The 24,235-nt window shown below is 72.2% G+C and carries 22 protein-coding genes; 13 read left to right on the top strand and 9 right to left on the bottom strand.

Annotated features, from left to right (window positions below; all coding sequences use genetic code 11):
* Positions 1-61: 61 nt before the first annotated feature.
* The 4 genes from QOL88_RS16310 (at position 62) to QOL88_RS16295 (ending at position 4,117) form a co-directional block, all read left to right on the top strand.
* Positions 62-2,287: an MMPL family transporter gene (locus tag QOL88_RS16310; protein ID WP_097217124.1), complete on the top strand. Its 2,226-nt coding sequence runs from the start codon at positions 62-64 to the stop codon at positions 2,285-2,287.
* 124 nt (positions 2,288-2,411) lie between these two features.
* On the top strand, positions 2,412-2,927 hold the full coding sequence (locus tag QOL88_RS16305; RefSeq protein ID WP_097223027.1) for a YbaK/EbsC family protein: 516 nt from the start codon (positions 2,412-2,414) through the stop codon (positions 2,925-2,927).
* Positions 2,924-3,769, top strand: coding sequence for an EamA family transporter (locus QOL88_RS16300; RefSeq protein WP_097217123.1), 846 nt, complete (start codon positions 2,924-2,926; stop codon positions 3,767-3,769). Before QOL88_RS16305 ends, QOL88_RS16300 begins: the two co-directional genes overlap by 4 nt.
* A 72-nt stretch (positions 3,770-3,841) precedes the next feature.
* Positions 3,842-4,117 carry a DUF1876 domain-containing protein gene (locus QOL88_RS16295; protein WP_097223026.1) on the top strand — a complete coding sequence of 92 codons (276 nt, stop codon included), beginning with the start codon at positions 3,842-3,844 and terminating at the stop codon, positions 4,115-4,117.
* 31 nt (positions 4,118-4,148) lie between these two features.
* Here QOL88_RS16295 and QOL88_RS16290 read toward each other — a convergent pair whose 3' ends face one another.
* From QOL88_RS16290 to QOL88_RS16265, 6 genes are all read right to left on the bottom strand, one after another.
* On the bottom strand, positions 4,149-5,312 hold the full coding sequence (locus QOL88_RS16290; RefSeq protein ID WP_097217122.1) for a serine hydrolase domain-containing protein: 1,164 nt from the start codon (positions 5,310-5,312) through the stop codon (positions 4,149-4,151).
* 43 nt (positions 5,313-5,355) lie between these two features.
* On the bottom strand, positions 5,356-5,802 hold the full coding sequence (locus QOL88_RS16285; RefSeq protein ID WP_097223025.1) for an organic hydroperoxide resistance protein: 447 nt from the start codon (positions 5,800-5,802) through the stop codon (positions 5,356-5,358).
* A gap of 104 nt (positions 5,803-5,906) precedes the next feature.
* Positions 5,907-6,368 (bottom strand): MarR family winged helix-turn-helix transcriptional regulator, encoded by a 462-nt coding sequence (locus QOL88_RS16280; protein WP_097217121.1) that lies wholly within the window; start codon positions 6,366-6,368, stop codon positions 5,907-5,909.
* Positions 6,369-6,378: 10 nt separating this feature from the next.
* A complete protein-coding gene (locus QOL88_RS16275; protein WP_097217120.1) occupies positions 6,379-7,146 on the bottom strand; it encodes an energy-coupling factor ABC transporter ATP-binding protein in 768 nt (255 codons plus the stop codon).
* Positions 7,134-7,895: a cobalt ECF transporter T component CbiQ gene (gene cbiQ, locus QOL88_RS16270; RefSeq protein WP_097217119.1), complete on the bottom strand. Its 762-nt coding sequence runs from the start codon at positions 7,893-7,895 to the stop codon at positions 7,134-7,136. Before cbiQ ends, QOL88_RS16275 begins: the two co-directional genes overlap by 13 nt.
* Position 7,896: 1 nt before the next feature.
* Complete coding sequence (locus QOL88_RS16265; protein ID WP_097217118.1) at positions 7,897-8,955, bottom strand: energy-coupling factor ABC transporter permease; 1,059 nt, start codon at positions 8,953-8,955, stop codon at positions 7,897-7,899.
* A gap of 169 nt (positions 8,956-9,124) precedes the next feature.
* Between QOL88_RS16265 and QOL88_RS16260 the strand changes: the two genes are divergently transcribed.
* Positions 9,125-9,490 (top strand): SsgA family sporulation/cell division regulator, encoded by a 366-nt coding sequence (locus QOL88_RS16260; protein ID WP_097217117.1) that lies wholly within the window; start codon positions 9,125-9,127, stop codon positions 9,488-9,490.
* A 33-nt stretch (positions 9,491-9,523) separates the two neighbouring features.
* Here the strand turns inward: QOL88_RS16260 and QOL88_RS16255 are convergent, their stop codons facing one another.
* From QOL88_RS16255 to QOL88_RS16245, 3 genes are all read right to left on the bottom strand, one after another.
* Positions 9,524-11,191 (bottom strand): penicillin-binding transpeptidase domain-containing protein, encoded by a 1,668-nt coding sequence (locus tag QOL88_RS16255; RefSeq protein WP_097217116.1) that lies wholly within the window; start codon positions 11,189-11,191, stop codon positions 9,524-9,526.
* Positions 11,192-11,294: 103 nt separating this feature from the next.
* Complete coding sequence (locus QOL88_RS16250; RefSeq protein WP_097217115.1) at positions 11,295-12,926, bottom strand: penicillin-binding transpeptidase domain-containing protein; 1,632 nt, start codon at positions 12,924-12,926, stop codon at positions 11,295-11,297.
* 151 nt (positions 12,927-13,077) lie between these two features.
* Positions 13,078-14,826, bottom strand: a complete 1,749-nt coding sequence (locus QOL88_RS16245; RefSeq protein ID WP_179878874.1) for a dolichyl-phosphate-mannose--protein mannosyltransferase — start codon at positions 14,824-14,826, stop codon at positions 13,078-13,080.
* Between the two features lie 111 nt (positions 14,827-14,937).
* On the opposite strand from QOL88_RS16245, the gene rsmI reads away from it, so the two are divergent.
* The 8 genes from rsmI to QOL88_RS16205 all read left to right on the top strand — a co-directional run bounded on the left by rsmI (position 14,938) and on the right by QOL88_RS16205 (position 24,200).
* Positions 14,938-15,786 carry a 16S rRNA (cytidine(1402)-2'-O)-methyltransferase gene (gene rsmI, locus QOL88_RS16240; RefSeq protein ID WP_097217113.1) on the top strand — a complete coding sequence of 283 codons (849 nt, stop codon included), beginning with the start codon at positions 14,938-14,940 and terminating at the stop codon, positions 15,784-15,786.
* Positions 15,787-16,071: 285 nt separating this feature from the next.
* The gene (locus QOL88_RS16235; RefSeq protein ID WP_097217112.1) at positions 16,072-16,500 is read left to right on the top strand and encodes a hypothetical protein; all 429 of its coding nucleotides are present in this window, start codon (positions 16,072-16,074) and stop codon (positions 16,498-16,500) included.
* Positions 16,501-16,592: 92 nt separating this feature from the next.
* Positions 16,593-17,483: a TatD family hydrolase gene (locus QOL88_RS16230; RefSeq protein ID WP_097217111.1), complete on the top strand. Its 891-nt coding sequence runs from the start codon at positions 16,593-16,595 to the stop codon at positions 17,481-17,483.
* Positions 17,484-17,607: 124 nt separating this feature from the next.
* Complete coding sequence (locus QOL88_RS16225) at positions 17,608-19,191, top strand: resuscitation-promoting factor (RefSeq protein ID WP_257027785.1); 1,584 nt, start codon at positions 17,608-17,610, stop codon at positions 19,189-19,191.
* A 32-nt stretch (positions 19,192-19,223) separates the two neighbouring features.
* Positions 19,224-20,114 carry a 16S rRNA (adenine(1518)-N(6)/adenine(1519)-N(6))-dimethyltransferase RsmA gene (rsmA, locus tag QOL88_RS16220; protein ID WP_097217110.1) on the top strand — a complete coding sequence of 297 codons (891 nt, stop codon included), beginning with the start codon at positions 19,224-19,226 and terminating at the stop codon, positions 20,112-20,114.
* The gene (locus QOL88_RS16215; protein ID WP_097217109.1) at positions 20,111-21,013 is read left to right on the top strand and encodes a 4-(cytidine 5'-diphospho)-2-C-methyl-D-erythritol kinase; all 903 of its coding nucleotides are present in this window, start codon (positions 20,111-20,113) and stop codon (positions 21,011-21,013) included. Before rsmA ends, QOL88_RS16215 begins: the two co-directional genes overlap by 4 nt.
* 66 nt (positions 21,014-21,079) lie before the next feature.
* Complete coding sequence (locus QOL88_RS16210) at positions 21,080-22,321, top strand: HEAT repeat domain-containing protein (protein ID WP_097217108.1); 1,242 nt, start codon at positions 21,080-21,082, stop codon at positions 22,319-22,321.
* Between the two features lie 70 nt (positions 22,322-22,391).
* Positions 22,392-24,200: an ABC-F family ATP-binding cassette domain-containing protein gene (locus QOL88_RS16205; protein ID WP_097217107.1), complete on the top strand. Its 1,809-nt coding sequence runs from the start codon at positions 22,392-22,394 to the stop codon at positions 24,198-24,200.
* Positions 24,201-24,235 lie beyond the last annotated feature (35 nt).

Genomic DNA, 24,235 nt, shown 5'->3' with positions numbered 1-24,235 from the left:
TCACGTCGTCGGGCTGATCACCCCTGCCCTGAACACCCCACGACTGACCGGGAGGGCCCTTGTGGCCACATTCCTCTACAAACTCGGCCGGCTCTCGTTCCGGCGGCGGCACGTCGTCGCCCTGATATGGGTGGCTCTGCTGACCCTCGCCGGTGTCGGCGCGGCCAGTGCGCCCGCCGCGGGCAACAGCTCGTTCTCCATCCCCGGCACCGAGGCCCAGAAGGCCTTCGACCTGCTGGAGCAGCGCTTCCCGGGCACCAGCGCCGACGGGGCCACCGCACGCGTCGTCTTCAAGGCGCCGAGCGGCGAGAAGATGACCGACCCCGGCAACAAGGCGACGGTCCAGGACACGGTGAAGGAGCTGTCCGACGGCTCCGAGGTCGTCCGCGTCACCGACCCGTACCAGGCGAAGGCCGTCAGCAAGGACGGCACGATCGCGTACGCGCAGGTGTCGTACAAGGTCTCCGGCATGGAGCTGGACGACGCCGCGAAGGACTCCCTCAAGGACAGCGCGCAGGACGCGCGGAAGGCCGGGCTGACCGTCGAGATCGGCGGCGACGCCCTCCAGGCCGTGCCGCACACCGGCTCCAGCGAGGTCATCGGCATCGCGGTCGCCGCGGTCGTCCTGGTCATCACCTTCGGCTCGCTGGTCGCGGCCGGTCTGCCGCTGCTGACGGCGCTCATCGGCGTGGGCATCGGCGTCTCCGCGATCACGGGCCTGGCCAGTGCGCTGGACCTGGGCACGACCACCTCCACCCTCGCGATGATGATCGGCCTGGCCGTCGGCATCGACTACGCGCTGTTCATCGTCTCCCGCTACCGCGCCGAACTGGCCGAGGGCCGCGAGCGCGAGGAAGCGGCGGGCCGGGCCGTCGGCACAGCGGGCTCCGCGGTGGTCTTCGCGGGTCTGACCGTCGTGATCGCCCTGGTGGGCCTGTCCGTCGTCAACATCCCGATGCTCACGAAGATGGGCATCGCGGCGGCGGGCACGGTGGCCATCGCGGTGCTGATCGCCCTGACGATGATCCCGGCCCTGCTCGGATACGCGGGCCGCAAGGTGAAGCCGATGGGGGAGAAGGGCAAGCTCTTCGGCCGGTCGAAGCCGCAGGACAAGGCGGCCGAGCCGGTCAGGCCCGCCAAGCCGAACCTGGGCACCCGCTGGGCGAGCTTCGTCGTCCGCCGCCCGCTCGCGGTCCTGCTGCTCGGCGTCATCGGCCTCGGCGCGGCGGCCGTCCCGGCGGCCTCCCTCGAACTGGGCCTGCCCGACGACGGCTCCCAGCCCACCTCCACCACCCAGCGCCGCGCCTACGACCTGCTGTCCGAGGGCTTCGGGCCGGGCTTCAACGGCCCGCTGATGGTCGTCGTCGACGCGAAGAACAGCGACGACCCGAAGGCGGTCTTCACCGAGACCGGCGACGAGATCAAGGGCCTGAAGGACGTCGTCACGGTCACGCCGGCGCAGCCCAACAAGGCCGGCGACACCGCCACCATCACCGTCATCCCCGGCTCCAAGCCGTCCTCCGTGACGACGGAGAACCTGGTGCACGGCATCCGGGACGCGGGCGCGGACATCAAGGCCGACACGGACGCGAACGTCCTGGTCACCGGCAGCACGGCGATGAACATCGACGTCAGCCAGAAGCTCAACGACGCGCTCGTGCCGTATCTGGTGCTGGTCGTCGGCCTGGCCTTCCTGCTGCTGATCGTGGTCTTCCGCTCGATCCTGGTCCCGCTGAAGGCGGCCCTCGGGTTCCTGCTGTCGGTGATGGCGGCCCTCGGCGCGGTCGTCGCGGTCTTCCAGTGGGGCTGGCTGTCCGGCCTGATGGGCGTGGAGCAGACCGGGCCGGTCATGTCGATGATGCCGATCTTCATGGTCGGCGTGGTCTTCGGCCTGGCGATGGACTACGAGGTGTTCCTCGTGACCCGGATGCGGGAGGCCTACGTCCACGGTGAGAAGCCCGCACAGGCCGTGGTCACCGGGTTCCGGCACGGCGCGCGGGTCGTCACGGCCGCCGCGGTCATCATGATGGCCGTCTTCGCCGGCTTCATCGGCTCGTCCGAGTCGATGGTCAAGATGATCGGCTTCGGCCTCGCGATCGCGGTCTTCTTCGACGCGTTCATCGTCCGCATGGCCATCGTCCCGGCCGTCCTGGCCCTCCTCGGCCGCAAGGCCTGGTGGCTCCCGAAGTGGCTCGACCGCGCGCTGCCCAACGTCGACGTGGAGGGCGAGGGCCTGCGCACCCGCACCGACCGCGGCGACGAGGACAGGGAGCTGGTCCGCGCCTGACGGGCCGCTGCGAGAACCGGCCGGTGAGGGCTCCGTGGGGACGGGGACCCTCACCGGCCTTCCGTTCCCCGGCCCCGGCGGAACCCACTCGCGTGCCCGATACACCCACCGCTACGGTGCCCTCATGACGACGACAGCCGCCACTGACGCCGGAAGCTCCGGAGCCCATCCCCGATTCGCCGAAGCCCTGCGGGAGCTGGGGCTCGGACATCTCGTGGAGCAGGTCCGCCGGTTCCCGGACGCCACCCGTACCGCCACCGAGGCCGCTGCCGCGGTCGGGTGCGAGCTGAGCCAGATCTGCAAGTCGCTGATCTTCGCCGCGGACGGTGTTCCGGTGCTCGTGCTCATGGACGGGGCCTCCCGGGTCGACCTGGAACTCGTCCGCGAGGAACTGGGCGCCGACAAGGTCACCCGGGCCAAGGTGGACGTCGTCCGGGAGACCACCGGGTACGCCATCGGCGGCGTGCCCCCCTTCGGGCACAAGACCAGGACCCGCGTGCTCGCCGACCGCTCCCTGCTGGAGCACGACGTCGTCTGGGCCGCGGCCGGGACGCCGTACGCCGTGTTCCCCATCGCCCCCGAGGACCTCGTCGCCCACGCCGGCGGCACCCTGGTGGACGTGCGCGAGCGCACCTCGTGACCCCTCTGGTCACCGCCGCCGTTCTGCTTGCCGCCGTCACCCACGCCAGCTGGAACGCCATCGCCCACAAGATCACCGACAAGCTGGCCGGGTTCGCGCTGATCTCGGGCGGCGGCGTTTTGATCGGGCTGGCCCTCGCGCCCTTCGTGGCGTTCCCGGCGGCCGCGGCATGGCCGTATCTGCTCGCCTCCGCCGCCGTCCACGTGGCCTACTACGCCCTGCTGATGAAGTCCTTCCGGCTGGGCGACTTCGGGCAGGCCTACCCCATCGCCCGGGGCACCGCGCCCCTCGTCGTGACCGTGCTCGCCGCCCTCTTCGCGCACGAGGTGCCCGACGGGTGGGCCGCCGCCGGGATCGCCCTGTCGTGCGCGGGGCTGACCGGCGTCGCCCTGTGGGGACTGCGCGGACGGCGGCCCGACTGGGCGGCGATCGGCGCGGCCCTGGCGACCGGGCTGACCATAGCCGTGTACACCGTCGTGGACGGGCTGGGCGTGCGGGCCTCCGGGTCCTCCCTCGGGTACATCGCCTGGCTGATGGCGGTCCAGGGGGTCGTCATCCCGGCCTACGCCGCGTGGCACTGGCGCGGGAGGACCGTCGCCCTGTTGCGGCCGTTCGCCGGGGTCGGACTGATCGGCGCCGCGCTGTCCGTCGCCGCCTACGCCCTCGTCCTGTGGGCGCAGACCAAGGCCGAACTCGCCCCCATCGCGGCCCTGCGCGAGTCGTCGATCATCGTCGGCGCGGCGATCGGGGCCGTGTTCTTCAAGGAACGGTTCGGGGCGCCGAGGATCGCGGCGGCCGGGCTGCTGGTCGTCGGGATCGGGCTGATGCTGCACGCCGGATAGGGGGCCGTCAGGCGGGTGCGTCCGGTCCGTGCGAGGAGCACCCTGGAACTAAGCGTTCCGGAGGTGATCGTCATGATGCACACCACCGTGGGGTGGCACGTCGAGATGGAGTTCTCGGAGGACGACCAGCACACGAAGGCGGCCGCGATGGTCCGCCTCCCCGACGGCAGCGAGGTACGGGCGCACGGGCACGCCAGCCGGCATCAGACCGACGCGAATCAGCCCCGGGTCGGGGAGGAGATCGCCGGGGCCCGGGCACTGAACGAACTCGCCATGGCACTCCTGACCAAGGCCCACGAGGAGATCGACCAGGCGTCCGGCCGGACCTCCCACCCCATCCACGTCTAGCGGCCTACAGGGGCGGAGTCACAGCGACCCTCTACAGCCCCAGCACTCCCCGCACCGCCCGCACCAGCCCCTGCGCCCGCGGGTCCGCCGTGACCGTCTTGCGGAAGCCGTTGGTGACGTAGCCGAAGGCGATCCCCGTCTCCGGGTCGGCGAAACCGAGGGCGCCGCCGCGGCCCGGGTGGCCGAAGGAACCCGGGGTGAGGAGCGGCGAGGCGCTGCCGTGCAGCATGTAACCGAGGCCGAAGCGGGTGCCGACCACCAGGACCCGGTCGGGGCCCGCCGACTCCTCCGCCCGGGCCATGTCCACCGTCTCCGGAGTGAAGAGGCGCGCGGCGCCGGCCGTGTCGCCGATCAGGGTCGCGTAGAAGCGGGCCAGTCCGTCCGCCGTCGCGATGGCGTTGGTCGCCGGGAGGGCGGCTGCCCGGTAGGCGGGGTCGTTCTGGTCCGGGAACGGGGAGATCGCGGCGAACGCCCGGCGGGTCAGGGAGGCAGGGTCCTCGTAGGCCTCGGTGACCGAGCGCTTCGGGCGGGCCCGCAGACCCCCGGTCGGCTCGTCGCCCTCGACGCGGCCCACGCGCCCGACCCGGCCGGCCTCCGACTCCGGCAGACCGAGCCAGAGGTCCAGCCTCAGCGGGCCGGTGACCTGCGACGCGAGCCACTCCCCGGCGCCCTGCCCGGTGACGCGCCGCACCAGTTCGTCGAGCAGCCAGCCGTAGGTGAGCGCGTGGTAGCCGTGGTCGGTGCCGGGCTCCCAGGCCGGGGCCTGCGCCGCGACCGCCGCCGGTCCCCGCAGCGGGTCGAGGGCCTCCTGCGGGGTGAGCGGCCGGTCGAGGACCGGCAGCCCGGCCCGGTGGTTCAGCACGTGCCGGACCAGCACCCGCTCCTTGCCTTGCGCCTTGAACTCCGGCCAGTAGTGCCCCACCGGCGCGTCCAGGTCCAACTGCCCGCGCTGGTGCAGCAGCAGGAGGACGGCCGCCGCGACACCCTTCGTCGCCGAGCGCACGACCTGGGCGGTGCCGCGCTCCCAGGGAGCCGTGCCGTCGACGTCCCTGGTGCCGCCCCACAGGTCGACGACCTTCTGCCCGTCCCGGTAGACGGCGACCGCCGCGCCCCGGTCCCCGAGCGTCTCGAAGTTCCGTACGAACGCTTCCCTGACCGGCTCGAAGCCCTCGGCGACCGCGCCGTTCACGTCCACGCCCGTACTCCTTGTCTCGCCGCTGTGCTCGTCGTGCTCCTCCCTAGCCAAGCAGGATGGTCACGTCGATGTTCCCGCGGGTCGCGTTCGAGTACGGGCAGATCTCGTGGGCCGCGTCCACCAGCCTGGTCGCGAGGTCGGGGTCGACGACCGGCAGGGAGACGCTGAGGGCGACCGCGAGTCCGTAGCCGCGCTGCCGGTTGGGGCCGATGCCGACCTTCGCGGCGACCGTGGATCCGGCCAGGTCGTAGCCCTCGCGGTTGCCCACGAGGATCAGGGCGTTGTGGAAGCAGGAGCTGTAACCGGCCGCGAAGAGCTGTTCCGGGTTGGTGCCGTTGCCGTCGCCGCCGAGCGGCTGGGGCATCGCGACCTTGAGGTCGAGCTGACCGTCCTGGCTGGTGACGTAGCCCTCGCGACCGCCGTGGGCGGTGGCCTCCGCCACGTACATGATCTTCGTCGGGCGGGTGTCGACGGCGGGGCCGTCAGTCATGCTGTCCTCCCCCGGGAACCAGGTGTGCACAAACACATCGTGCACAAGGTACTGGCCGGTAACTCATGGGTGGTGACCAGGGGGTGGGCAACCGGGGGTAACCCTCAGCGGGCCCGCTCCGCCGCCGACTCCGCCCGCTCGGCCAGCCGCCACAGCTCCGCCCGCAGCCGCCCGGCCTCCGTCGCGTCGAAGCCGGTCGCCGTGAGCAGCGCGCCGGGCACCCGCCCCGCGCGCTCCCGGAGGTCCTCCCCGCGCCCCGTCACGGCCACGAGCACCGACCGCTCGTCCCGCGCCGACCGCTCACGCCGGACCAGACCGGCCGCCTCCAGCCGCTTCAGCAGCGGCGAGACCGTGCCGTAGTCGAGACGCAGGGCCGCGGTCAGCTGCTTGACGGTGGTCTCGCCGCGCTCCCAGAGGACCAGCAGGACGAGGTACTGGGGGTAGGTGAGGCCCAGCTCGTCGAGGAGCGGGCGGTACGCCGCCGTCACCGCGCGCTGGGCGGCGTACAGCGCGAAGCACAGCTGCTCGTCCAGCAGCGGCGATCCGTCGCTCTCCTCGTTCGTCACGCGCCCATTGTCACGGACGGGCCGCGGCCGCCGGGACGGAACGCGGATCGAAACCGAACGGCAGCTCCAGGCGGTGGGCCCGCATCAGCTCCTCGTCGGAGAGCAGCTCGCCGGTCGGCCCGTCGGCCGCGATCACCCCGTCGCTGAGGATCAGGGAGCGCGGGCACAGCTCCAGCGCGTAGGGCAGGTCGTGCGTGACCATCAGCACGGTCACGTCCAGGGACCGCAGGATGTCGGCCAGTTCGCGGCGGGAGGCGGGGTCGAGGTTGGAGGAGGGCTCGTCCAGGACGAGGATCTCCGGCTCCATCGCCAGCACCGTCGCGACGGCCACCCGGCGGCGCTGCCCGAAGGACAGGTGGTGCGGCGGGCGGTCCTTGAACTCCGCCATGCCGACCCGCTCCAGTGCCCGGTCCACGCGCTCCTCCAGCTCGGGCCCCTTCAGCCCGGCCGCCGCGGGCCCGAACGCCACGTCCTCCCGGACCGTCGGCATGAACAGCTGGTCGTCCGGGTCCTGGAACACGATGCCGACCCGGCGCCGGACCTCGGCCATGTTCCGCTTGTCCACGGGCAGCCCGGCGACCCGCACCGTGCCGGCGCCGCCGGTCAGGATGCCGTTGAGGTGCAGCACGAGGGTCGTCTTGCCGGCGCCGTTCGGCCCGAGCAGCGCGACCCGCTCACCGCGCGCGACCGAGAAGTCGACGCCGAAGAGGGCCTGGTGTCCGTCGGGGTAGGCGAAGGCGAGGCCAAAGACCTCCAGAGAAGCAGTCACAGGGACCATCCCAGCAGACAGACGAGCAGAGCGGCGCAGGGGAGGGCGAGGGCGTACGACCACTGCGCCCGGGACGCGGTCACCTCGTCGATGACCGGCATGGAACCGGCGTATCCGCGGCTGACCATGGCCAGGTGCACCCGCTCGCCGCGCTCGTAGGAGCGGATGAACAGCGCACCGGCCGACTTGGCGAGCACGCCCCAGTGCCTGACGCCCTTCGCCTCGAAGCCGCGCGACTCCCGCGCGATCCGCATGCGCCGCATCTCGTCCGTGATGACGTCGCCGTAGCGGATCATGAAGGACGCGATCTGCACCAGGAGCGGCGGGAGCTTCAGGCGCTGGAGGCCGAGGAGCAGTTCGCGCAGCTCGGTCGTGGCGGCCAGCAGCACCGAGGCAGCGACGCCGAGCGTGCCCTTGGCGAGCACGTTCCAGGCGCCCCACAGGCCGTTCACGCTCAGGGACAGGCCGAGGACGTCGACCCGCTCGCCCTCCGCCACGAACGGCATGAGCACCGCGAACGCGACGAACGGCACCTCGATCAGCAGCCGCCGGAGCAGGAAGGCGGCGGGCACGCGCGCGACGTACGCGACGGCCCCGAGCAGCACGGCGTACAGCCCGAACGCCCACATCGCCTCGCGCGGCGTCGACACCACGACCACCACGAAGGCGAACACGGCCGCGAGCTTGGTGTGCGGCGGCAGGCCGTGCACGGGCGAGTGCCCGTGCCGGTACAGCTTGTGCGCGTGCCCGGCCCCCATGTCAGACGCTCGTCACGCTGGTCGTGTCCGAAGGGGAGGCGTCGTCCGTACGGCGGCGGCGCACGGCCCAGAACACGCCGGTGCCCGCGACGACCGTGACACCCACGCCGATGACGCCCGCGAGCCCCCCGGACAGGCGGGCGTCGTCGACGTCCTTGACGCCGTAGTCGGCGAGCGGGGAGTCGGCGACCGCGTGTTCCTCGGCCTTCTTGTCGATGCCGTGGTCGCCGGCGACCTTCTCCAGGCCGTCGGGGTCGGCGGAGGCGTAGAAGCTGACGAATCCGGCCAGGAGCAGGGAGGTGACCAGGCCGGCGGCCCACACCCTGCGGTGCGAGGTCCGGGCGGCCACGGGCGCGGGCTCGGCGCCGGGGGCGTCGACCAGTTCGCCGTTGACCCGCAGCTTGAGCTTCTGCGTCAGTCCGCGCGCCCCGTACACCAGGTCCGGGCGTACGGCGATGACCGCGCCGACGGTGAGGGCGGTGATCACCGCCTCGCCGATGCCGATGAGGACGTGCACGCCGATCATGGCGGTGGCGACCTTGCCGATGGAGACGTCGGTGGTGCCGCCGATCGCGTACATCAGCGTGAAGGCCAGCGCGGCGGCCGGGACGGAGACCAGGGCCGCGACGAAGGAGGCCACGGTCACCGAGCGGCGGGTGCGGGGCAGCACCTTCACCAGGCCGCGGAAGAGGGCGTAGGCGACGACCGTCGTGACGATCGCCATGTTGGTGATGTTGACGCCTAGCGCGGTCAGACCGCCGTCCGCGAACAGGATGCCCTGCATCAGCAGGACGACGGAGACGCACAGGACCCCGGTGCAGGGGCCCACGAGTATCGCCGCCAGCGCGCCGCCGAGCAGATGGCCGCTGGTGCCCGCCGCGACGGGGAAGTTCAGCATCTGCACGGCGAAGATGAACGCCGCGACCAGTCCGGCCAGCGGCGCCGTGCGCTCGTCGAGTTCGCGGCGGGCGCCGCGCAGGCTCACGGCGACGGCGCCCGCGGCGATCACGCCGGTGGCGGCTGAGGTGGGCGCGTTGATGAATCCGTCAGGTACATGCACCGTTCGATGATGTGGCTTGATGCGAACGGTTTGCAAGAGCGTGATGCTCGTTTTATCTCACCCGCGATATATGCATCCCAAAGGGCGCGATACGGAGAATATGCGACATTGGAGGAGGAGTGGGACGGAGAGTTTCCACTCGGATTGCGCACGGTGAAGGGGCCGTCCGATGTCCGTAGTCGAGCAGTACGCACGAGCCCACATCGTCTCCGACGCGGCCGTGCCGCTCGTCGACGAGCTGGAGGCGGTTCCGGTCACCCTGCGGTACGACCCCGACCACAATCCCCGTTCGGTACGGATGACCCTGCCCGGGAGCGGGGGACATGAGTGGAACTTCCGCCGCGATCTGCTGGAGGAGGGGCTGCGGGCCCCCACCGGGAGCGGCGAGGTGCGGGTGTGGCCGTGCGGCAGGGTGCAGGTCGTCGTCGAGTTCCACTCCGCGCGGGGTGTGTCGGTGGTGCAGTTCGAGCGGCAGGCGCTGCTGCGGTTCCTGCGGCGGACCTACATGGCCGCCGCGGAACCCGTGACGCACTGAACCCGCGCCCTGCCTCGACCTCTGCCGAGGTGTTCAGCCGCCCATCTTCAGCAGCGCCGCCACGATCGGGCCCGCCGTCGAGCCGCCGTGCCCGCCCTGCTGGACGACGCCCGCGGCGGCCAGGTCGCCCCGGTAGGCCGTGAACCAGCCGTTCGGCTTCTTCTGCCCGTCGACCTCGGCGGACCCGGTCTTCGCGCCGATATCGCCGCCGACCCCCGCCATCGCCTCCGCCGCCGTGCCGTACGCGGCCGTGTACGACATCAGCTCACGCAGCTGGGACAGGGTGCTCGCCGGCATCGTGCGCGAGGCCTTGGCCAGCTTGCGTCCGTCCACGTCCGGGGAGACCAGGTAGGGCTGGTGGAAGGTGCCGGACTTGACGGTCGCCGACACCGACGCCATGTTCAGCGGGTTCATGCGGACCCCGCCCTGCCCGATCAGCGAGGCGCCCATCTGGGCCGCCGACTGCACCGGCACCGCGCCGTCGAAGGTCGGCACACCGATGGCCCAGTTGTTCATCCCCAGACCGAAGACCTGCTGGGCCTCCTTGGTCAGGTCGTCGTCCTTCAGCTTCGGCGCCTGACTGATGAAGGCCGTGTTGCAGGAGCGGGCGAAGCTCGCCTTGAAGGTGCCGTTCTTGATCTCGAACTTGTCGTCGTTCTGGAACTTCCAGTGGCCGTACGTGAAGTACTTCGGGCACGGGTGCTTCTTGTCCGCGGCGGCCAGGCCCTTCTCCAGCAGCAGCGACGAGGTGATGACCTTCATCGTGGAGCCGGGGGCCAGGGAGCCCTGGAAGGCGGTGTTGAAGCCGGGGGAGGCGTTGGCGGCGGCCAGGATCTCGCCGGTCGACACCCGCAGCAGTACCACCGACGACCTGGCCTTCTTCGCGACCCTCTGCTCGGCCGCCGCCTGCAGGGCCGGGTCCAGCGTGGTCTTCACCGTGCCGGGCGTGCCCTCGCTCAGCTCCAGCAGGGTCTTGTCGGACAGGTCCTTGGCCTTGGCGGCCTTGCCGCGCACGACCCGGAGCTCGATGCCGGCCTTGCCGCCCGCCTTCTTGCCGTACTTCTCGCGCAGTCCGTCCAGGATCGGACCGATCGAGGCGTACGTGGCCTTGGTCAGCTCGCCGCCGTCCCGGTCCAGGGCCTTGACCGGGGGCGTGCCCGCCTCGCCGGTGACCAGCTCGTCGCCGTCCTTCAGGTTCGGGTGGACGACCGCGGAGTGCCAGTCGACCAGGGGCTTTCCGTCAGAGGTGCGGCGCGTGACGGTCAGTGCGCTGTCGTAGGCCAGCGGCTTGTCGGTGCCCTTGTAGGACACCGTGCCCTTGACGGAGAACGGCACCTTGTCGCCCGTGGGACTGCCCGGGGTGAGGGCGACGTCCTTGATGTGGGCGTCCTTGGTGTAGCCGGTGAGCAGCGGCCGGGCCGCGGCGGGGTCGTCGGTGACCGCGGCGGCTTGGGGGACCTTTCCGGACTGCCAGGCGGTGAGGAAGGCGCGGGCGGTGGTGGTGACCTCGGCCCGCGACAGCGGGCCGGTCTTCACCTTGGCCTTCCCGTCCGACGCCCGCGTTCCGTCGTCGGCAGCGGCGCCGCCGCCGTACAGCGCGTAGCCCCCGGCCCCGGCACCCACGACGACCACGGCGATCATCCCGCCGATCACGGCGGGTCTCGTCTTCCGTCGCTCGGCGACGCGCCTTCTGTTGCCCACTGCTGTTCGTTCCTCCGCGAATCCCCAGGGTCCCCGTTGCCCTCAGCTGTCCCAAGTCCCAACGACGGCCACCACCCTAGAGTCCCGTCCCTCGAAGGTGAGATCAGCCACCTGTTCGTAGCACGGCTGCGACAATCGGCCCGGCCGCGTCGCCGCCGTGGCCGCCCTCCTCGGTCATGGCCGCCGCCGCGATGTCGCCCCGGAAGCCGGTGAACCAGCTGTTGGACTTGGCGTTGCCGTCGACCTCGGCGGACCCGGTCTTCGCGCCGATGTCACCGCCGAGGTCGGCCATGGCCTGGGCGGCGGTGCCCTGCGTGGCGGTGAGCCGCATCATCTGCCTGAGCTGGGCGGCGGTGCTCGACCGCAGACCGCGGGCCTGGGCCAGCTGCCGGCCGTCCAGCTGCGGCGAGACCAGGTAGGGCTGGCGGAAGGCGCCGGTGATCGCGGTCGCGGTGACCGAGGCCATGTTCAGCGGGCTCATCTGGACCTGGCCCTGCCCGATGGCGCCCGCCGCCCGGTCCGGCCCGTCGACCGTGGGGACGCTGCCGTCGAAGGACACGACGCCGGTCTTCCAGTTGTCCCGCCCCAGACCGAAGCGCTCCTCGGCCTCCTGGGTCAGCGAGGCGTCCGTGAGCGGCTTCTCGTCGATGAGCTTGATGAAGGCGGTGTTGCAGGACCGCATGAAGCTGTTCGCGAGCGTGGCGTTCTCGTCGGGCTTCATGTTCGTGAGGTTCTTGAAGGTCTGGCTCTGCCACACGGCCGTGTCGGGGCAGGGGGCCGGGCCGTTCATCGAGGTCACGCCGTTGTCGATGAGCATCGCGGCGGTGATGATCTTCATGGTGGAGCCGGGTGCGGCCTGACCCTCGAAGGCCGCGTTGAAGCCGTCCGTACGGTTGTTGGCCACGGCCAGCACCTCGCCGGTGCTGGGCTTGACGGCCACCACCGACGACTGGGCGAACCGCTTGACCGCCTTCTCGGCCGCCGCCTGCGCGCTCGGGCTGATGGTGGTGGTGAGCTTGCCCGGCTTGCCCTTGGCGAGGGTGAGCAGCGGGGTGTCGGGAGCGCCGTCGCCCTCGTGCCGGATGACCAGCTCGATGCCCGGGCTGCCGCCGGCCTTCTCGCCGTACTTGTCGCGCAGGGCGTCCAGGACCGGGCCGAGGGAGGGGTACTTCTCCTTCGTCAGCTCGGTGCCGTCGCGGCCCACGGCCTCGATGGGCGGGGTGGCCGACTGCTCGGTGACGAGGGTGTCGTCCTTCCTCAGCTCCGGATGGACGACGGACGGCTGCCAGTCGACCAGGGCCCGGCCGGTGGTGAGACCGCGCACGACCGTCAGCTTGCTCTGGTAGCTGAGCGGCTTGGACTTCCCGTCGTAGGACACCTTCGCCTTCACCGTGTACGGCACGGTGGTGCCCTTCGCGGGGCCCGGTGTGATCTTGACGTCGGTGATGTGCGCGTCGGTGGCGAAGGCGGTCAGCAGCTGATCCGCGGCCGCGTCGTTGTTGGTCAACGACGCCGCTGTCGCGACCGTGCCCTCCTGCCAGGCCGCGAAGAACTTGGCCGTGGTCTCCTCGACCTCGTCCTCGCCGGGCGGGCCCGTCTTCTTCTCCGCGGCCACCCCGCTCGTGCCGCCGTCGCCGTTCAGCGCGCTGATGATGTTGTAGGCCCCGTAGCCGGCCCCACCCACCATCACCGCGAACACCCCGCCTATGACGGCGGCTTTGACCCCCTTGCTCATAGGGTGGTCCCCTCCCCGTTGAGCCTTCCGCGTCCCGTTGAACGCGTTCAGAAAGCTCGAATCCCGGGAGCACTCTATGCGTAAGCGGTTACTAACGGGACAGGCGTTTTGGTTTTTGACCGAACAGGGATCAGGCCCGGCGGAGAGCCCGCTAGACCCACGTGTCCAGCCACATCCGCGACCGCCAGTCGTCGATCGGGATGGCCTGGCCCGTGTACAGCGGCCAGAAGTAGATGAAGTTCCAGGTGATCAGGAGGACCAGGACGCCCGCGGCGGTGGCGCCTGCGACGCGGCGGGTGTCCGTGGAGCGGGGCGGGCCGATGATCGCGCCGAGGAGCATCGCCACCGCCAGGCACAGGAACGGCAGGAAGACGACGGCGTAGAAGAAGAAGATCGTGCGCTCCTGGTACATGAACCAGGGGAGGTAGCCGGCCGCGATGCCGCAGGCGATGGCGCCCGCGCGCCAGTCGCGGCGGAAGAACCAGCGCCACAGGACGTAGAGGACCGCGAAGCAGGCGACCCACCACAGCACCGGCGTGCCGAGGGCGAGGACCTCGCGGGCGCACTTCTCCCCCGCGTCGGCGGGGCAGCCGTCCTTGCCGGGGGCCGGGGACTCGTAGAAGTACGAGACGGGACGGCCGAGGACGAGCCAGCTCCACGGGTTGGACTGGTACGTGTGCGGCGAGGACAGCCCGACGTGGAACTCGTACACCTGGTGCTCGTAGTGCCACAGGCTGCGCAGCCAGTCGGGCAGGAACGTCCAGCTGCCGCCCTTGCCGCTGGTCGCGGCCCAGTTGCGGAAATAGCCGCCGGAGCCGTTCGTCGCGGACAGGATCCAGCCGGTCCAGGTCAGGACGTAGGTGAGCAGGGCGACCGGGACCGTGGCGAGGAACGCGAGGCCCGTGTCGCGCTTGAGGACCGCCGTGTACGGGTGACGGGCGCCGGCGACCCGGCGCGAACCGACGTCCCACAACACCGCCATCAGGCAGAACGCGGCCAGGACGTAGAGGCCGTTCCACTTCGTGCCGATGGCCAGGCCCAGCATCAGGCCCGCCGCCCAGCGCCAGGGGCGCCATCCCAGGCGGGCCGTCTGAGCCGTGTGCCGGTCGGGCCGGGCCCGGCCGTCCTCGTCCAACGGCAGCGCGGCGGCGAGTTTCGCCCGGGCCCTGTCCCGGTCGACCAGCAGACAGCCGAACGCGGCCAGCACGAAGAACATCAGCACGCCGTCGAGCAGCGCCGTGCGGCTCATCACGAAGTGCAGTCCGTCCACCGCCATCAGCGCGCCCGCGAGACACCCCAGGAAGGTGGAGCGGAACAGGCGGCGGCCGATCCGGCACAGCAGCAGCACCGACAGCGTGCCGAGCAGCGCCGTCATGAACCGCCAGCCGAAGGGGTCGAACCCGAACATCAGCTCGCCGAGCCCGATGACGTACTTGCCGACCGGCGGGTGCACCACGTACGCCGCGTCCGTCGGAAGCGTGACGTGCCCGCCCGAGGACAGGACCAGGTCGTTGGCGTTCTTGTCCCAGTTGAGCTCGAACCCGCGGTGGACCAGCGCCCACGCGTCCTTGGCGTAATACGTCTCGTCGAATATCACCGCCCTGGGGCTGCCCAGGTTCCAGAACCGCAGCACCCCCGCCAGCAGTGTGACCAGCAGCGGGCCGATCCAGCCCGACCAGCGCACCAGCCGCAGCGCGAGCGGGTGCGGGACGCCGAGCGCCGCCCACAGGCGCGGGGAGGGCTCGGTGTACGGCGGCACCAGGCGGTCACGGACGTCGCCGGCGTCGCTTCTGGGCTGCCCCTGGTAGCCGAAGCGGCGCAGCCGCTGCTGCCAGGACGGCCGCTGGTCGAGCGGCGCCTGGCCCTGCCGGGTGTCCGTGGAGGACGCGGTACTGGTCACCGCGCCATCGTAGGGAACCGTTCTGTGTGAGTCCCGTGCATGGCCGGTATGCGTCCGCATCCTCCGCCCCTGGGAGGAGTCCGCACCCCCCGCCCCTGGGAGGATGGGAGCGTGATCGGAACCCTCGTACTCGCAGGCACCCCCATCGGCGACATCGCGGACGCCCCGCCCCGGCTCGCCGAGGAACTGGCCGGAGCCGATGTGATCGCCGCCGAGGACACGCGGCGGCTGCGCCGGCTGACCCAGGCGCTCGGCGTCACGCCCAAGGGCCGGGTGGTGTCGTACTTCGAGGGCAACGAGTCCGCCCGGACGCCTGAGCTGGTCGACGAGCTGGTCGGCGGCGCGCGGGTGCTGCTGGTGACCGACGCGGGGATGCCGTCGGTGTCCGACCCGGGGTACCGGCTGGTCGCCGCCGCGGTCGAGCGGGACGTGCGGGTCACCGCCGTGCCGGGCCCGTCCGCGGTGCTCACCGCGCTCGCGCTGTCCGGCCTGCCCGTCGACCGGTTCTGCTTCGAGGGGTTCCTGCCGCGCAAGGCGGGGGAGCGGCTGGGACGGCTGCGGGAGGTCGCCGACGAGCGGCGCACGCTCGTCTACTTCGAGGCGCCCCACCGGCTCGACGACACGCTGTCGGCGATGGCCGAGGTGTTCGGGGCGGAGCGGCGGGCCGCGGTGTGCCGGGAGCTGACCAAGACGTATGAGGAAGTACGGCGGGGCGGGCTGGGTGACCTGGCCGCGTGGGCCGCGGAGGGGGTGCGCGGGGAGATCACGGTCGTCGTGGAGGGCGCGCCGGAGAAGGGGCCCGAGGAGGTCGGGCCGCAGGAGCTGGTGCGGCGGGTGCGGGTGCGGGAGGAAGCGGGGGAGCGGCGCAAGGAGGCGATCGCCGCGGTGGCGGTGGAGGCCGGGGTGCCGAAGAGGGTTGTTTTCGATGCGGTGGTCGCCGCGAAGAACGCGGCGGGGTGACCGGGTTCGGGGTGGGGCTCGGGGTGCTTCGCGGGGCGCGGGTTGCGTGGGGTTGATCGCGCAGTTCCTCGCGCCGCCAAGGGGGCGTTGAACACCCTCTGAGCAGGGCGCATGTCGGATGAGCGTGCGCCCCATGCGTGGGCAAAGCGCAAGGGGCGCAGGGGCAAGGGACGCCCAAATCGGGGCCAATAGTCGACAGGTCTGCTGCCATCGGTCCGGCCGAGGAGTCCACTGGGGTGCGGGGACGGAATCGTCCTCACGCCAAGCGGACCAACAGGAGCTGGCATGAGTGAGATCGCAGGGCAGACCGGGCTCCGCGCCGGTGCGACCGCAGTCGTCAACGAGTCCTACTCCTTCGCCTGCATGAGGTGCGGGCACGGCTGGGAGCAGTCGTACGAGATAGAGCACCACACGGACGGCGCGGGTCACGAGTTCGTCCTCTACGTCGTGGACGGCAAGGTCGTGCCCTCCCCGCTGAGCAAGCCCGAGTGCCACAACTGCGACAGTCACGTCGTGCGGATCATGCGGCCCGGCCGGGTCGCCTCGGCGCGTGACGCGGCGCACCGGCCCTCCCGCGTGCCACCGCCCGGCGGGCCCGTGGAGGCGCCCACCGCGGACGCCGAGCCCGGGGCGACGGCCGACCAGGAGCAGCGCGAGCACCACCACTGGCACCTGTCCGACCTGCTGCACCCCTTCCAGCGCAAGGCGAGCTGACCCGTCCGGCTTCCCTTGTCCGACGCCCTCCCCGGTCCTCCCCGCCGGGGAGGGCGTGCCCCTCTCGCAGACCCCTTTCGTAGGATCGGGGCATGCCTTCGAACGACTCCGGCCGCCAGGACAAGAACGCGGCCCCGCCCCTCCCGGAGCCCCTCCGGGTGCCGGTCGCCGACTCCCACACCCACCTGGACATGCAGTCCGGCACGGTCGAGGAGGCACTGGCGAAGGCGGCGTCGGTCGGAGTGACGACGGTCGTGCAGGTCGGCTGCGACATCAAGGGGTCGCGGTGGGCCGCGGAGACGGCCGCCGCGCACGACGCCGTCCACGCCACGGTCGCCCTGCACCCGAACGAGGCTCCCCGGATCGTGCACGGCGACCCCGACGGCTGGTCGCGGCAGGGCGCCCGCGAGCCCGGCGGCCCGGCGGCCCTGGACGACGCGCTCGCCGAGATCGACCGGCTCGCCGCGTTGCCCCAGGTCAAGGGCGTCGGTGAGACGGGCCTCGACTACTTCCGCACCGGGCCCGAGGGCAAGGACGCGCAGGAGCTGTCGTTCCGCGCCCACATCGAGATCGCCAAGCGGCACGGCAAGGCCCTGGTCATCCACGACCGCGCGGCCCACGCCGACGTCCTGCGCGTGCTGAAGGAGGAGGGCGCCCCCGAGCGGACCGTCTTCCACTGCTACTCCGGCGACGCCGAGATGGCGCGGATCTGCGCGAGCGCGGGCTACTTCATGTCCTTCGCCGGCAACGTCACCTTCAAGAACGCCCAGAACCTGCGGGACGCGGTGGCGGTGGCCCCACCGGAGCTCCTCCTCGTGGAGACGGACGCGCCCTTCCTCACCCCGGCGCCCTACCGCGGCCGGCCCAACGCCCCGTACCTCGTGCCGATCACCGTGCGGGCCATGGCCGAGGTACGCGGCGTCGACGAGGACACGCTGGCCACGGCCCTCGGCGCCAACACGGCACGCGCGTTCGGGTACTGACCCTGCCGCCGGCCTCACCGCACGACTGTGCGTAGTCGCGTCGCTTTGGAGAGTGACGACCGCTCCGCTAGGTTCTGGGGGCCCGATCCGGACCCCTCTGGACCCCTCCGGCCCCTGGAGCGGCGTGAGCAACGCGCGGTACGAGACGTACGAGACGTATGGCCCGGCCTACGCCGACCCCGTGTACGGCGGCTTCGGCGCGCCACCGGCCGACCTGCACAGCGCAGAGACGCTCGCCCACGGGACACCCGGGGCCCCCGGTGCCTACGAGGACACCTACCGGCCCTCCTACGAGGTACCGACCCGGCCTGCCTACGAGGCACCGACCCGGCTCGCCTACGAGGTACCGACCCGGCTCGCCTACGAGGTACCGACCCGGCTCGCCTACGAGACACCGACCCGGCCCTCCTACGAGGCACCGACCCTGCCCGACTACGAGGTGCCGACCCTGCCCGGCCTGCCCCGGCAGGGCGCTCCGGGCGACGAGTCCGGGTCCGGGTTCGCGGGGTACCCCGACCCGGGCACGGGTGCGCACGCCGGGTCGCGTGCCGCGGCGCGCAACGGCTCGCACCGCAGGTCCGCGCGCCGGCGCAAGGCGCGCTACGCCGAGCGCCCCGACAGCCCCATGCGACGGCTGCTCCCGCAGGCCCTGGTCGTCGCCTTCCTCGCGGGCGGCACCACGGCGTTCGTCGCCGAGGACAAGGCGATCGAGCTGAACGTCGACGGCGAGACCCGCACGCTGCACACCTTCGCCGACGACGTCACCGAGCTGCTGACGGAGGAGGGCGTCGAGATCGGCGCCCACGACGTGGTGGCGCCCGGGCCCGGCACGGAGATCAGCAGCGGCGACGAGGTCGCCGTGCACTACGCCCGGCCGGTGCGGCTCACCCTCGACGGACACCGCCGTGAGGTGTGGACGACCGCCCACACGGTGGAGGGGGCGCTGCGGCAGCTCGGCGTACGGCAGGAGGGCGCGTACATCTCCACCTCGCGCTCCCGGCGCATCGGGCGCGAGGGGCTCGCGCTGGACGTGCGGACCGAGCGCACGGTCACGATCATGGCGGACGGCCGCGCCCGCACCGTACGCACCAACGCGGCGACCGTACGGGAGGCCGTCGAGGAGGCCGGGATCACCCTGCACGGCCAGGACGCCACCTCGGTCCCGCAGGGCAGCTTCCCGCGCGACGGGCAGACCGTGACCGTGCTGCGGATCACCGGCGGCAAGGAGGTCCGCGAGGAGCCGATCCCCTTCCAGGTGCGGCGGACGGAGGACCCGACGCTGTTCCGGGGCACGGAGGTCGTGGAACGGGCGGGCGAACCCGGCCTGCGCCGGGACACCTTCGCCCTGCGCACGGTCAACGGCGTCCGGCAGAAGCCGCGCCGGATCAGGTCCGAGGTGGTGCGCGAACCGCGCCCCCAGGTGGTGAAGGTCGGCACCAGGCAGCGCCCGGCCTCGGTGCAGGGCGCCGACCACCTCGACTGGCAGGGCCTCGCCGCCTGCGAATCCGGCGGCCGGCCCGACGCGGTCGACTCCTCGGGCACCTACGGCGGCCTCTACCAGTTCGACACCCGGACCTGGCAGGCCCTCGGCGGCAGCGGACGCCCCCAGGACGCACCCGCGGCGGAGCAGACGTACCGGGCGAAGAAGCTGTACGTGCGGCGCGGGGCCAGCCCGTGGCCGCACTGCGGGGGACGGCTGCGCGGCTAGGCCTCGACGCGGCCCCCCGTACCCTTGTCCCCGTGACCAGCAGCCCCACCCCCGACGCCCTCCTGGGCCCCGCCGACATCCGCGAGCTCGCGGCAGCCCTCGGTGTGCGCCCGACCAAGCAACGCGGACAGAACTTCGTGATCGACGCGAACACCGTCCGCCGTATCGTCCGCACCGCACAGGTCCGCCCCGACGACGTGGTCGTCGAGGTCGGCCCGGGCCTCGGCTCGCTCACCCTCGCGCTGCTGGAGGCCGCCGACCGGGTCACGGCGGTGGAGATCGACGACGTGCTGGCCGGCGCGCTGCCCGCGACCGTCACGGCCCGGATGCCCGAGCGCGCCGATCGGTTCGCCCTGGTCCACTCGGACGCCATGCACGTCACCGAGCTGCCGGGCCCCGCCCCGACCGCGCTGGTCGCCAACCTGCCCTACAACGTGGCCGTGCCGGTGCTGCTGCACATGCTCGACACCTTCCCGACCATCGAGCGCACCCTGGTGATGGTCCAGGCTGAGGTCGCCGACCGGCTCGCCGCGCCGCCCGGCTCGAAGGTGTACGGCGTCCCCTCGGTCAAGGCCAACTGGTACGCCGAGGTCAAGCGCGCCGGTGCCATCGGGCGGAACGTGTTCTGGCCGGCGCCCAACGTCGACAGCGGCCTGGTCTCCCTGGTCCGCCGGGCCGAGCCGCTGAAGACGACGGCCGCCAAGCGCGAGGTGTTCGCCGTCGTCGACGCGGCGTTCGCCCAGCGCCGCAAGACGCTGCGGGCCGCCCTCTCCGGCTGGGCCGGGTCCGCCGCGGCGGCCGAGGAGGCCCTCGTCGCCGCCGGGGTCTCGCCGCAGGCCCGGGGCGAGTCGCTGACCGTGGAAGAGTTCGCGCGTATCGCCGAGCACAAGGCGAACCGGCACCAGGAGAAGGAGACCGCGTGAGCGTCACGGTCCGCGTCCCGGCCAAGGTCAACGTCCAGCTGGCCGTCGGCGCCGCCCGCCCCGACGGCTTCCACGACCTCGCCAACGTCTTCCTCGCGGTCGGCCTCTACGACGAGATCACCGTCACCCCCGCCGACGAGCTCCGCGTCACCTGCGAGGGCCCGGACGCCGACCAGGTCCCCCTGGACCGTACGAACCTGGCCGCGCGGGCCGCCGAAGCCCTCGCCGAACGCTACGGCCGCAGCCCCGACGTACACCTCCACATCGCCAAGGACATCCCCGTCGCCGGCGGCATGGCGGGCGGCAGCGCGGACGGCGCCGGCGCCCTGGTGGCCTGCGACGCGCTCTGGGGGACCGGCGCCTCCCGCGACGAACTCCTGGAGATCTGCGCCGAGCTGGGCAGCGACGTGCCGTTCAGCCTGGTCGGCGGCGCCGCCCTCGGCATCGGGCGGGGCGAGCAGCTGACGCCCCTGGAAGTCGGCGGCACCTTCCACTGGGTGTTCGCGATGGCCGGGCGCGGCCTGTCCACCCCGGCGGTCTTCCGCGAGTTCGACCGGCTCGGCGAGGGCACGGACATCCCCGAACCCGTCGCCTCCGGGGAGCTCCTCGCCGCCCTCGCCAAGGGCGACCCGGACGCGCTCGCCGCGGCCGTCTCCAACGACCTCCAGCCCGCCGCCCTCTCCCTCTTCCCGGAACTCGCCGGCACCCTGGCCGCGGGCCGGGACGCGGGCGCCCTGACCGCACTCGTCTCCGGCTCCGGCCCGACCACGGCCTTCCTGGTCCGCGACCCGGAGTCGGCTGCCGCGGTGGCGCAGGCGCTGGTGGCGTCCGGGACGTGCCGGACGGTCCGCACGGCGTCGGGCCCGGCGCCCGGTGCCACGGTGGCGGCCGCCGGTTAATCACGTGCCCCGCCAGCCGCCGGGTGTCTAGGCTCCCCCGGGTCGTCGACGAGGGGGAGCACAGACGTGGAGCGACTGGTCGAGGCCGTGCGGCGCTCAGACGCGGACGAGGTCCGGGCCCTGCTGGAGGGCGGGGCCGACCCCGACACCCTCGTGGACGGTCTGCCGGTCCTCTGCCTGGCCGTGGCGGCGTACGACACACCGGTCGCCGAGGCGCTGCTCGACGGCGGTGCCGACCCCCTGCGCCGGCTGCCGGACGGGAGCACCCCGCTGACGCGGGCCGTGGACGGCGGGGCACACCTCCTGACCCATGCCCTCGCCACCAGCCGGATCCCGCTCTCGGCACCGGCGCGCGCGGACATGCTGGCCCGCGCCCGACGGTGGACCGAGGCGGGTGCGGAGGCCGAACTGCGCCGCATCACCGGCCGCACCGGGCCCATCGAGCGGATCAGGGTCGTGGACGACGAGATCGGCTGGTGGTGCGAGCAGCTCACGCTCGGCGGAACGACCGTGCGCGACGAGCACGGGGCGATCCTCACCTCCATGGAACAGCGCTACGGGATCCGTACGCCCTTCGACGAACTGGTGGACCGGGCCCTCGCCCATCCGGACCGTGGCCACGTCGTCTGGTCGGACGTGGTGTTCACCCTCGGCCGCCGGCTGGACGAGGAGACCTGGCAGTGGACCCGGGACCTCCTCAACCACCCCGACCGGCTGCACCGCCTGCTCGCGGCGGAGATCCTGCTGTTCCTGATCCTCGGCGACCCCCTCAAGGGATGTGATCCGTTCTGGGAGCGGGGCAGGGAGCTGGTGCCCTGGGCCGAACAGGAGGAGGACCCGCAGGTACTGACCGCCCTCCTGAACGCGATGACCCACGACAGCGCACCCGAGATCGAGGCCGTAGGGCTGCTGCACCTCACCCACCCGGACCCGAGGGTGCGGGCCCAGGTGCCGGACACCCTGGAGCGCTCCGAGGACGGCCGCTCCCAGGTCCGCCCGAGAGCCCTCGCCACGGTGCTCACGCTGGCCGGTGACGAGGACTCCGGCGTGCGCGAGGCCGCGTGCCGCTGGCTGGGGCACTACCGGGGGAGCGAGCCCGAGGTGGGGGACGCCCTGGTCGCCCTCACCCGTGACGAGCGTCAGGAGATCCGCATCGACGCCGTGTCCGGCCTGGCCCACCGGGACGATCCGCGCTGCGTGGAGGCCGAGCACCGGATCGGCCCCCGCGACCCGGATCAGCCGTTCGACGAGCGGCTGATGGACGTGTGGCGCTACCAGCGCCGCCGGGAGGACGCCGAGGGCTCCTGAACGCCCCGGCCGGAGCACCCCCGCGCGCGACTACCCTGGGGGTCGATCCATCCCCCTTGGCAGGAGAGTAATGGCCGTCAACCTGGTCAATGTCGAGAACGTCAGCAAGGTGTACGGCACCCGCGCCCTGCTCGACGGCGTCTCCCTCGGCGTCTCCGAAGGGGACCGCATCGGTGTCGTCGGCCGCAACGGCGACGGCAAGACCACGCTCATCCGCATGCTCGCCCGGCAGGAGAGCGCCGACACGGGCCGCGTCACCCACTCCGGCGGGCTGCGCCTGGGCGTACTCACCCAGCACGACTCCCTCGACCCCGAGGCGACCGTCCGCCACGAGGTCATCGGCGACATGGCCGACCACGAGTGGGCCGGCGACGCCAAGGTCAGGGACGTGCTGACCGGCCTGTTCGGCGGACTCGACCTGCCGGGGTTCCCCAAGGGGCTGGACACCGTCATCGGCCCGCTCTCCGGCGGTGAGCGGCGCCGGATCGCGCTGGCCAAGCTGCTCATCGAGGAGCAGGACCTGCTCGTCCTGGACGAGCCCACCAACCACCTCGACGTCGAGGGCATCGCCTGGCTGGCCAAGCATCTGCAGACCCGCAGGTCGGCACTGGTGTGCGTGACCCACGACCGGTGGTTCCTCGACCAGGTGTGCACGCGCATGTGGGACATCCAGCGCGGCGACGTCTTCGAGTACGAGGGCGGCTACTCCGACTACGTCTTCGCCCGGGCCGAGCGCGAGCGCATCGCCGCCACCGAGGAGGCCAAGCGGCAGAACCTGGTCCGCAAGGAGCTGGCCTGGCTGCGCCGCGGGGCGCCCGCCCGTACGTCCAAGCCGCGTTTCCGCGTCGAGGCCGCCAACGAACTCATCGCGGATGTGCCGCCGCCCCGGGACAGCAGCGAGCTGATGAAGTTCGCGTCGACCCGGCTGGGCAAGACCGTGTTCGATCTGGAGGACATCACGGTCCAGGCGGGCCCCAAGGTTCTCCTCAAGCACGTCACCTGGCAGCTCGGACCCGGCGACCGGATCGGCCTCGTCGGTGTCAACGGCGCCGGCAAGACGTCCCTGCTGCGGGCCATGGCCGAGGCCGCGAGGTCCGAGGGCGAGACCCAGCCCGTCGGCGGGCGCGTCCGCGTCGGCAAGACGGTGAAGCTGGCCTACCTCTCCCAGGAGGTCGCCGAACTCGACCCGGCCACGCGCGTGCTGGAGGCCGTGCAGCAGGTGCGCGAGCGGGTCGACCTCGGCAAGGGGCGCGAGATGACCGCCGGGCAGCTGTGCGAGACGTTCGGCTTCACCAAGGAGAAGCAGTGGACGCCCGTCGGCGACCTGTCCGGCGGTGAGCGCCGCCGGCTCCAGCTGCTGCGCCTGCTCATGGACGAGCCCAACGTCCTCTTCCTCGACGAGCCCACCAACGACCTCGACATCGAGACGCTGAACCAGCTGGAGGACGTGCTCGACGGCTGGCCCGGCTCCATGATCGTCATCTCCCACGACCGGTTCTTCATCGAGCGCACCACCGACCGGGTCTTCGCCCTGCTCGGCGACGGCGCCCTGAGGATGCTGCCGCGCGGCATCGACGAGTACCTGGAGCGGCGACAGCGCATGGAGCAGGCCGCGGCCGCCTCGGCCCCCGCCGCCGTGTCGCAGAACGCCGCCCCGGAGAAGAGCGCCGCAGACCAGCGCGCCGCCAAGAAGGAATTCCAGAAGATCGAGCGGCAGCTCGACAAGGTCTCCGAGAGGGAGACCAAGCTCCACGCCCAAATCGCCGAAAACGCCACGGACTTCGCGAAGGTGGCTGAACTGGACACCGAGCTGCGGGAGTTGGCCGGTCAGCGCGAGGAGCTCGAGATGCGCTGGCTGGAACTCGCCGAGGACGCGTGAAGGGTGCGTGAAGACGCATAACGACGGCATCACGG

The sequence above is a fragment of the Streptomyces sp. Ag82_O1-12 genome (assembly GCF_900182715.1).
GTDB lineage: Bacteria > Actinomycetota > Actinomycetes > Streptomycetales > Streptomycetaceae > Streptomyces > Streptomyces massasporeus.
Note: the sequence above shows the minus strand (reverse complement) of the source record. Positions and strands in the feature narration are given on the sequence as shown.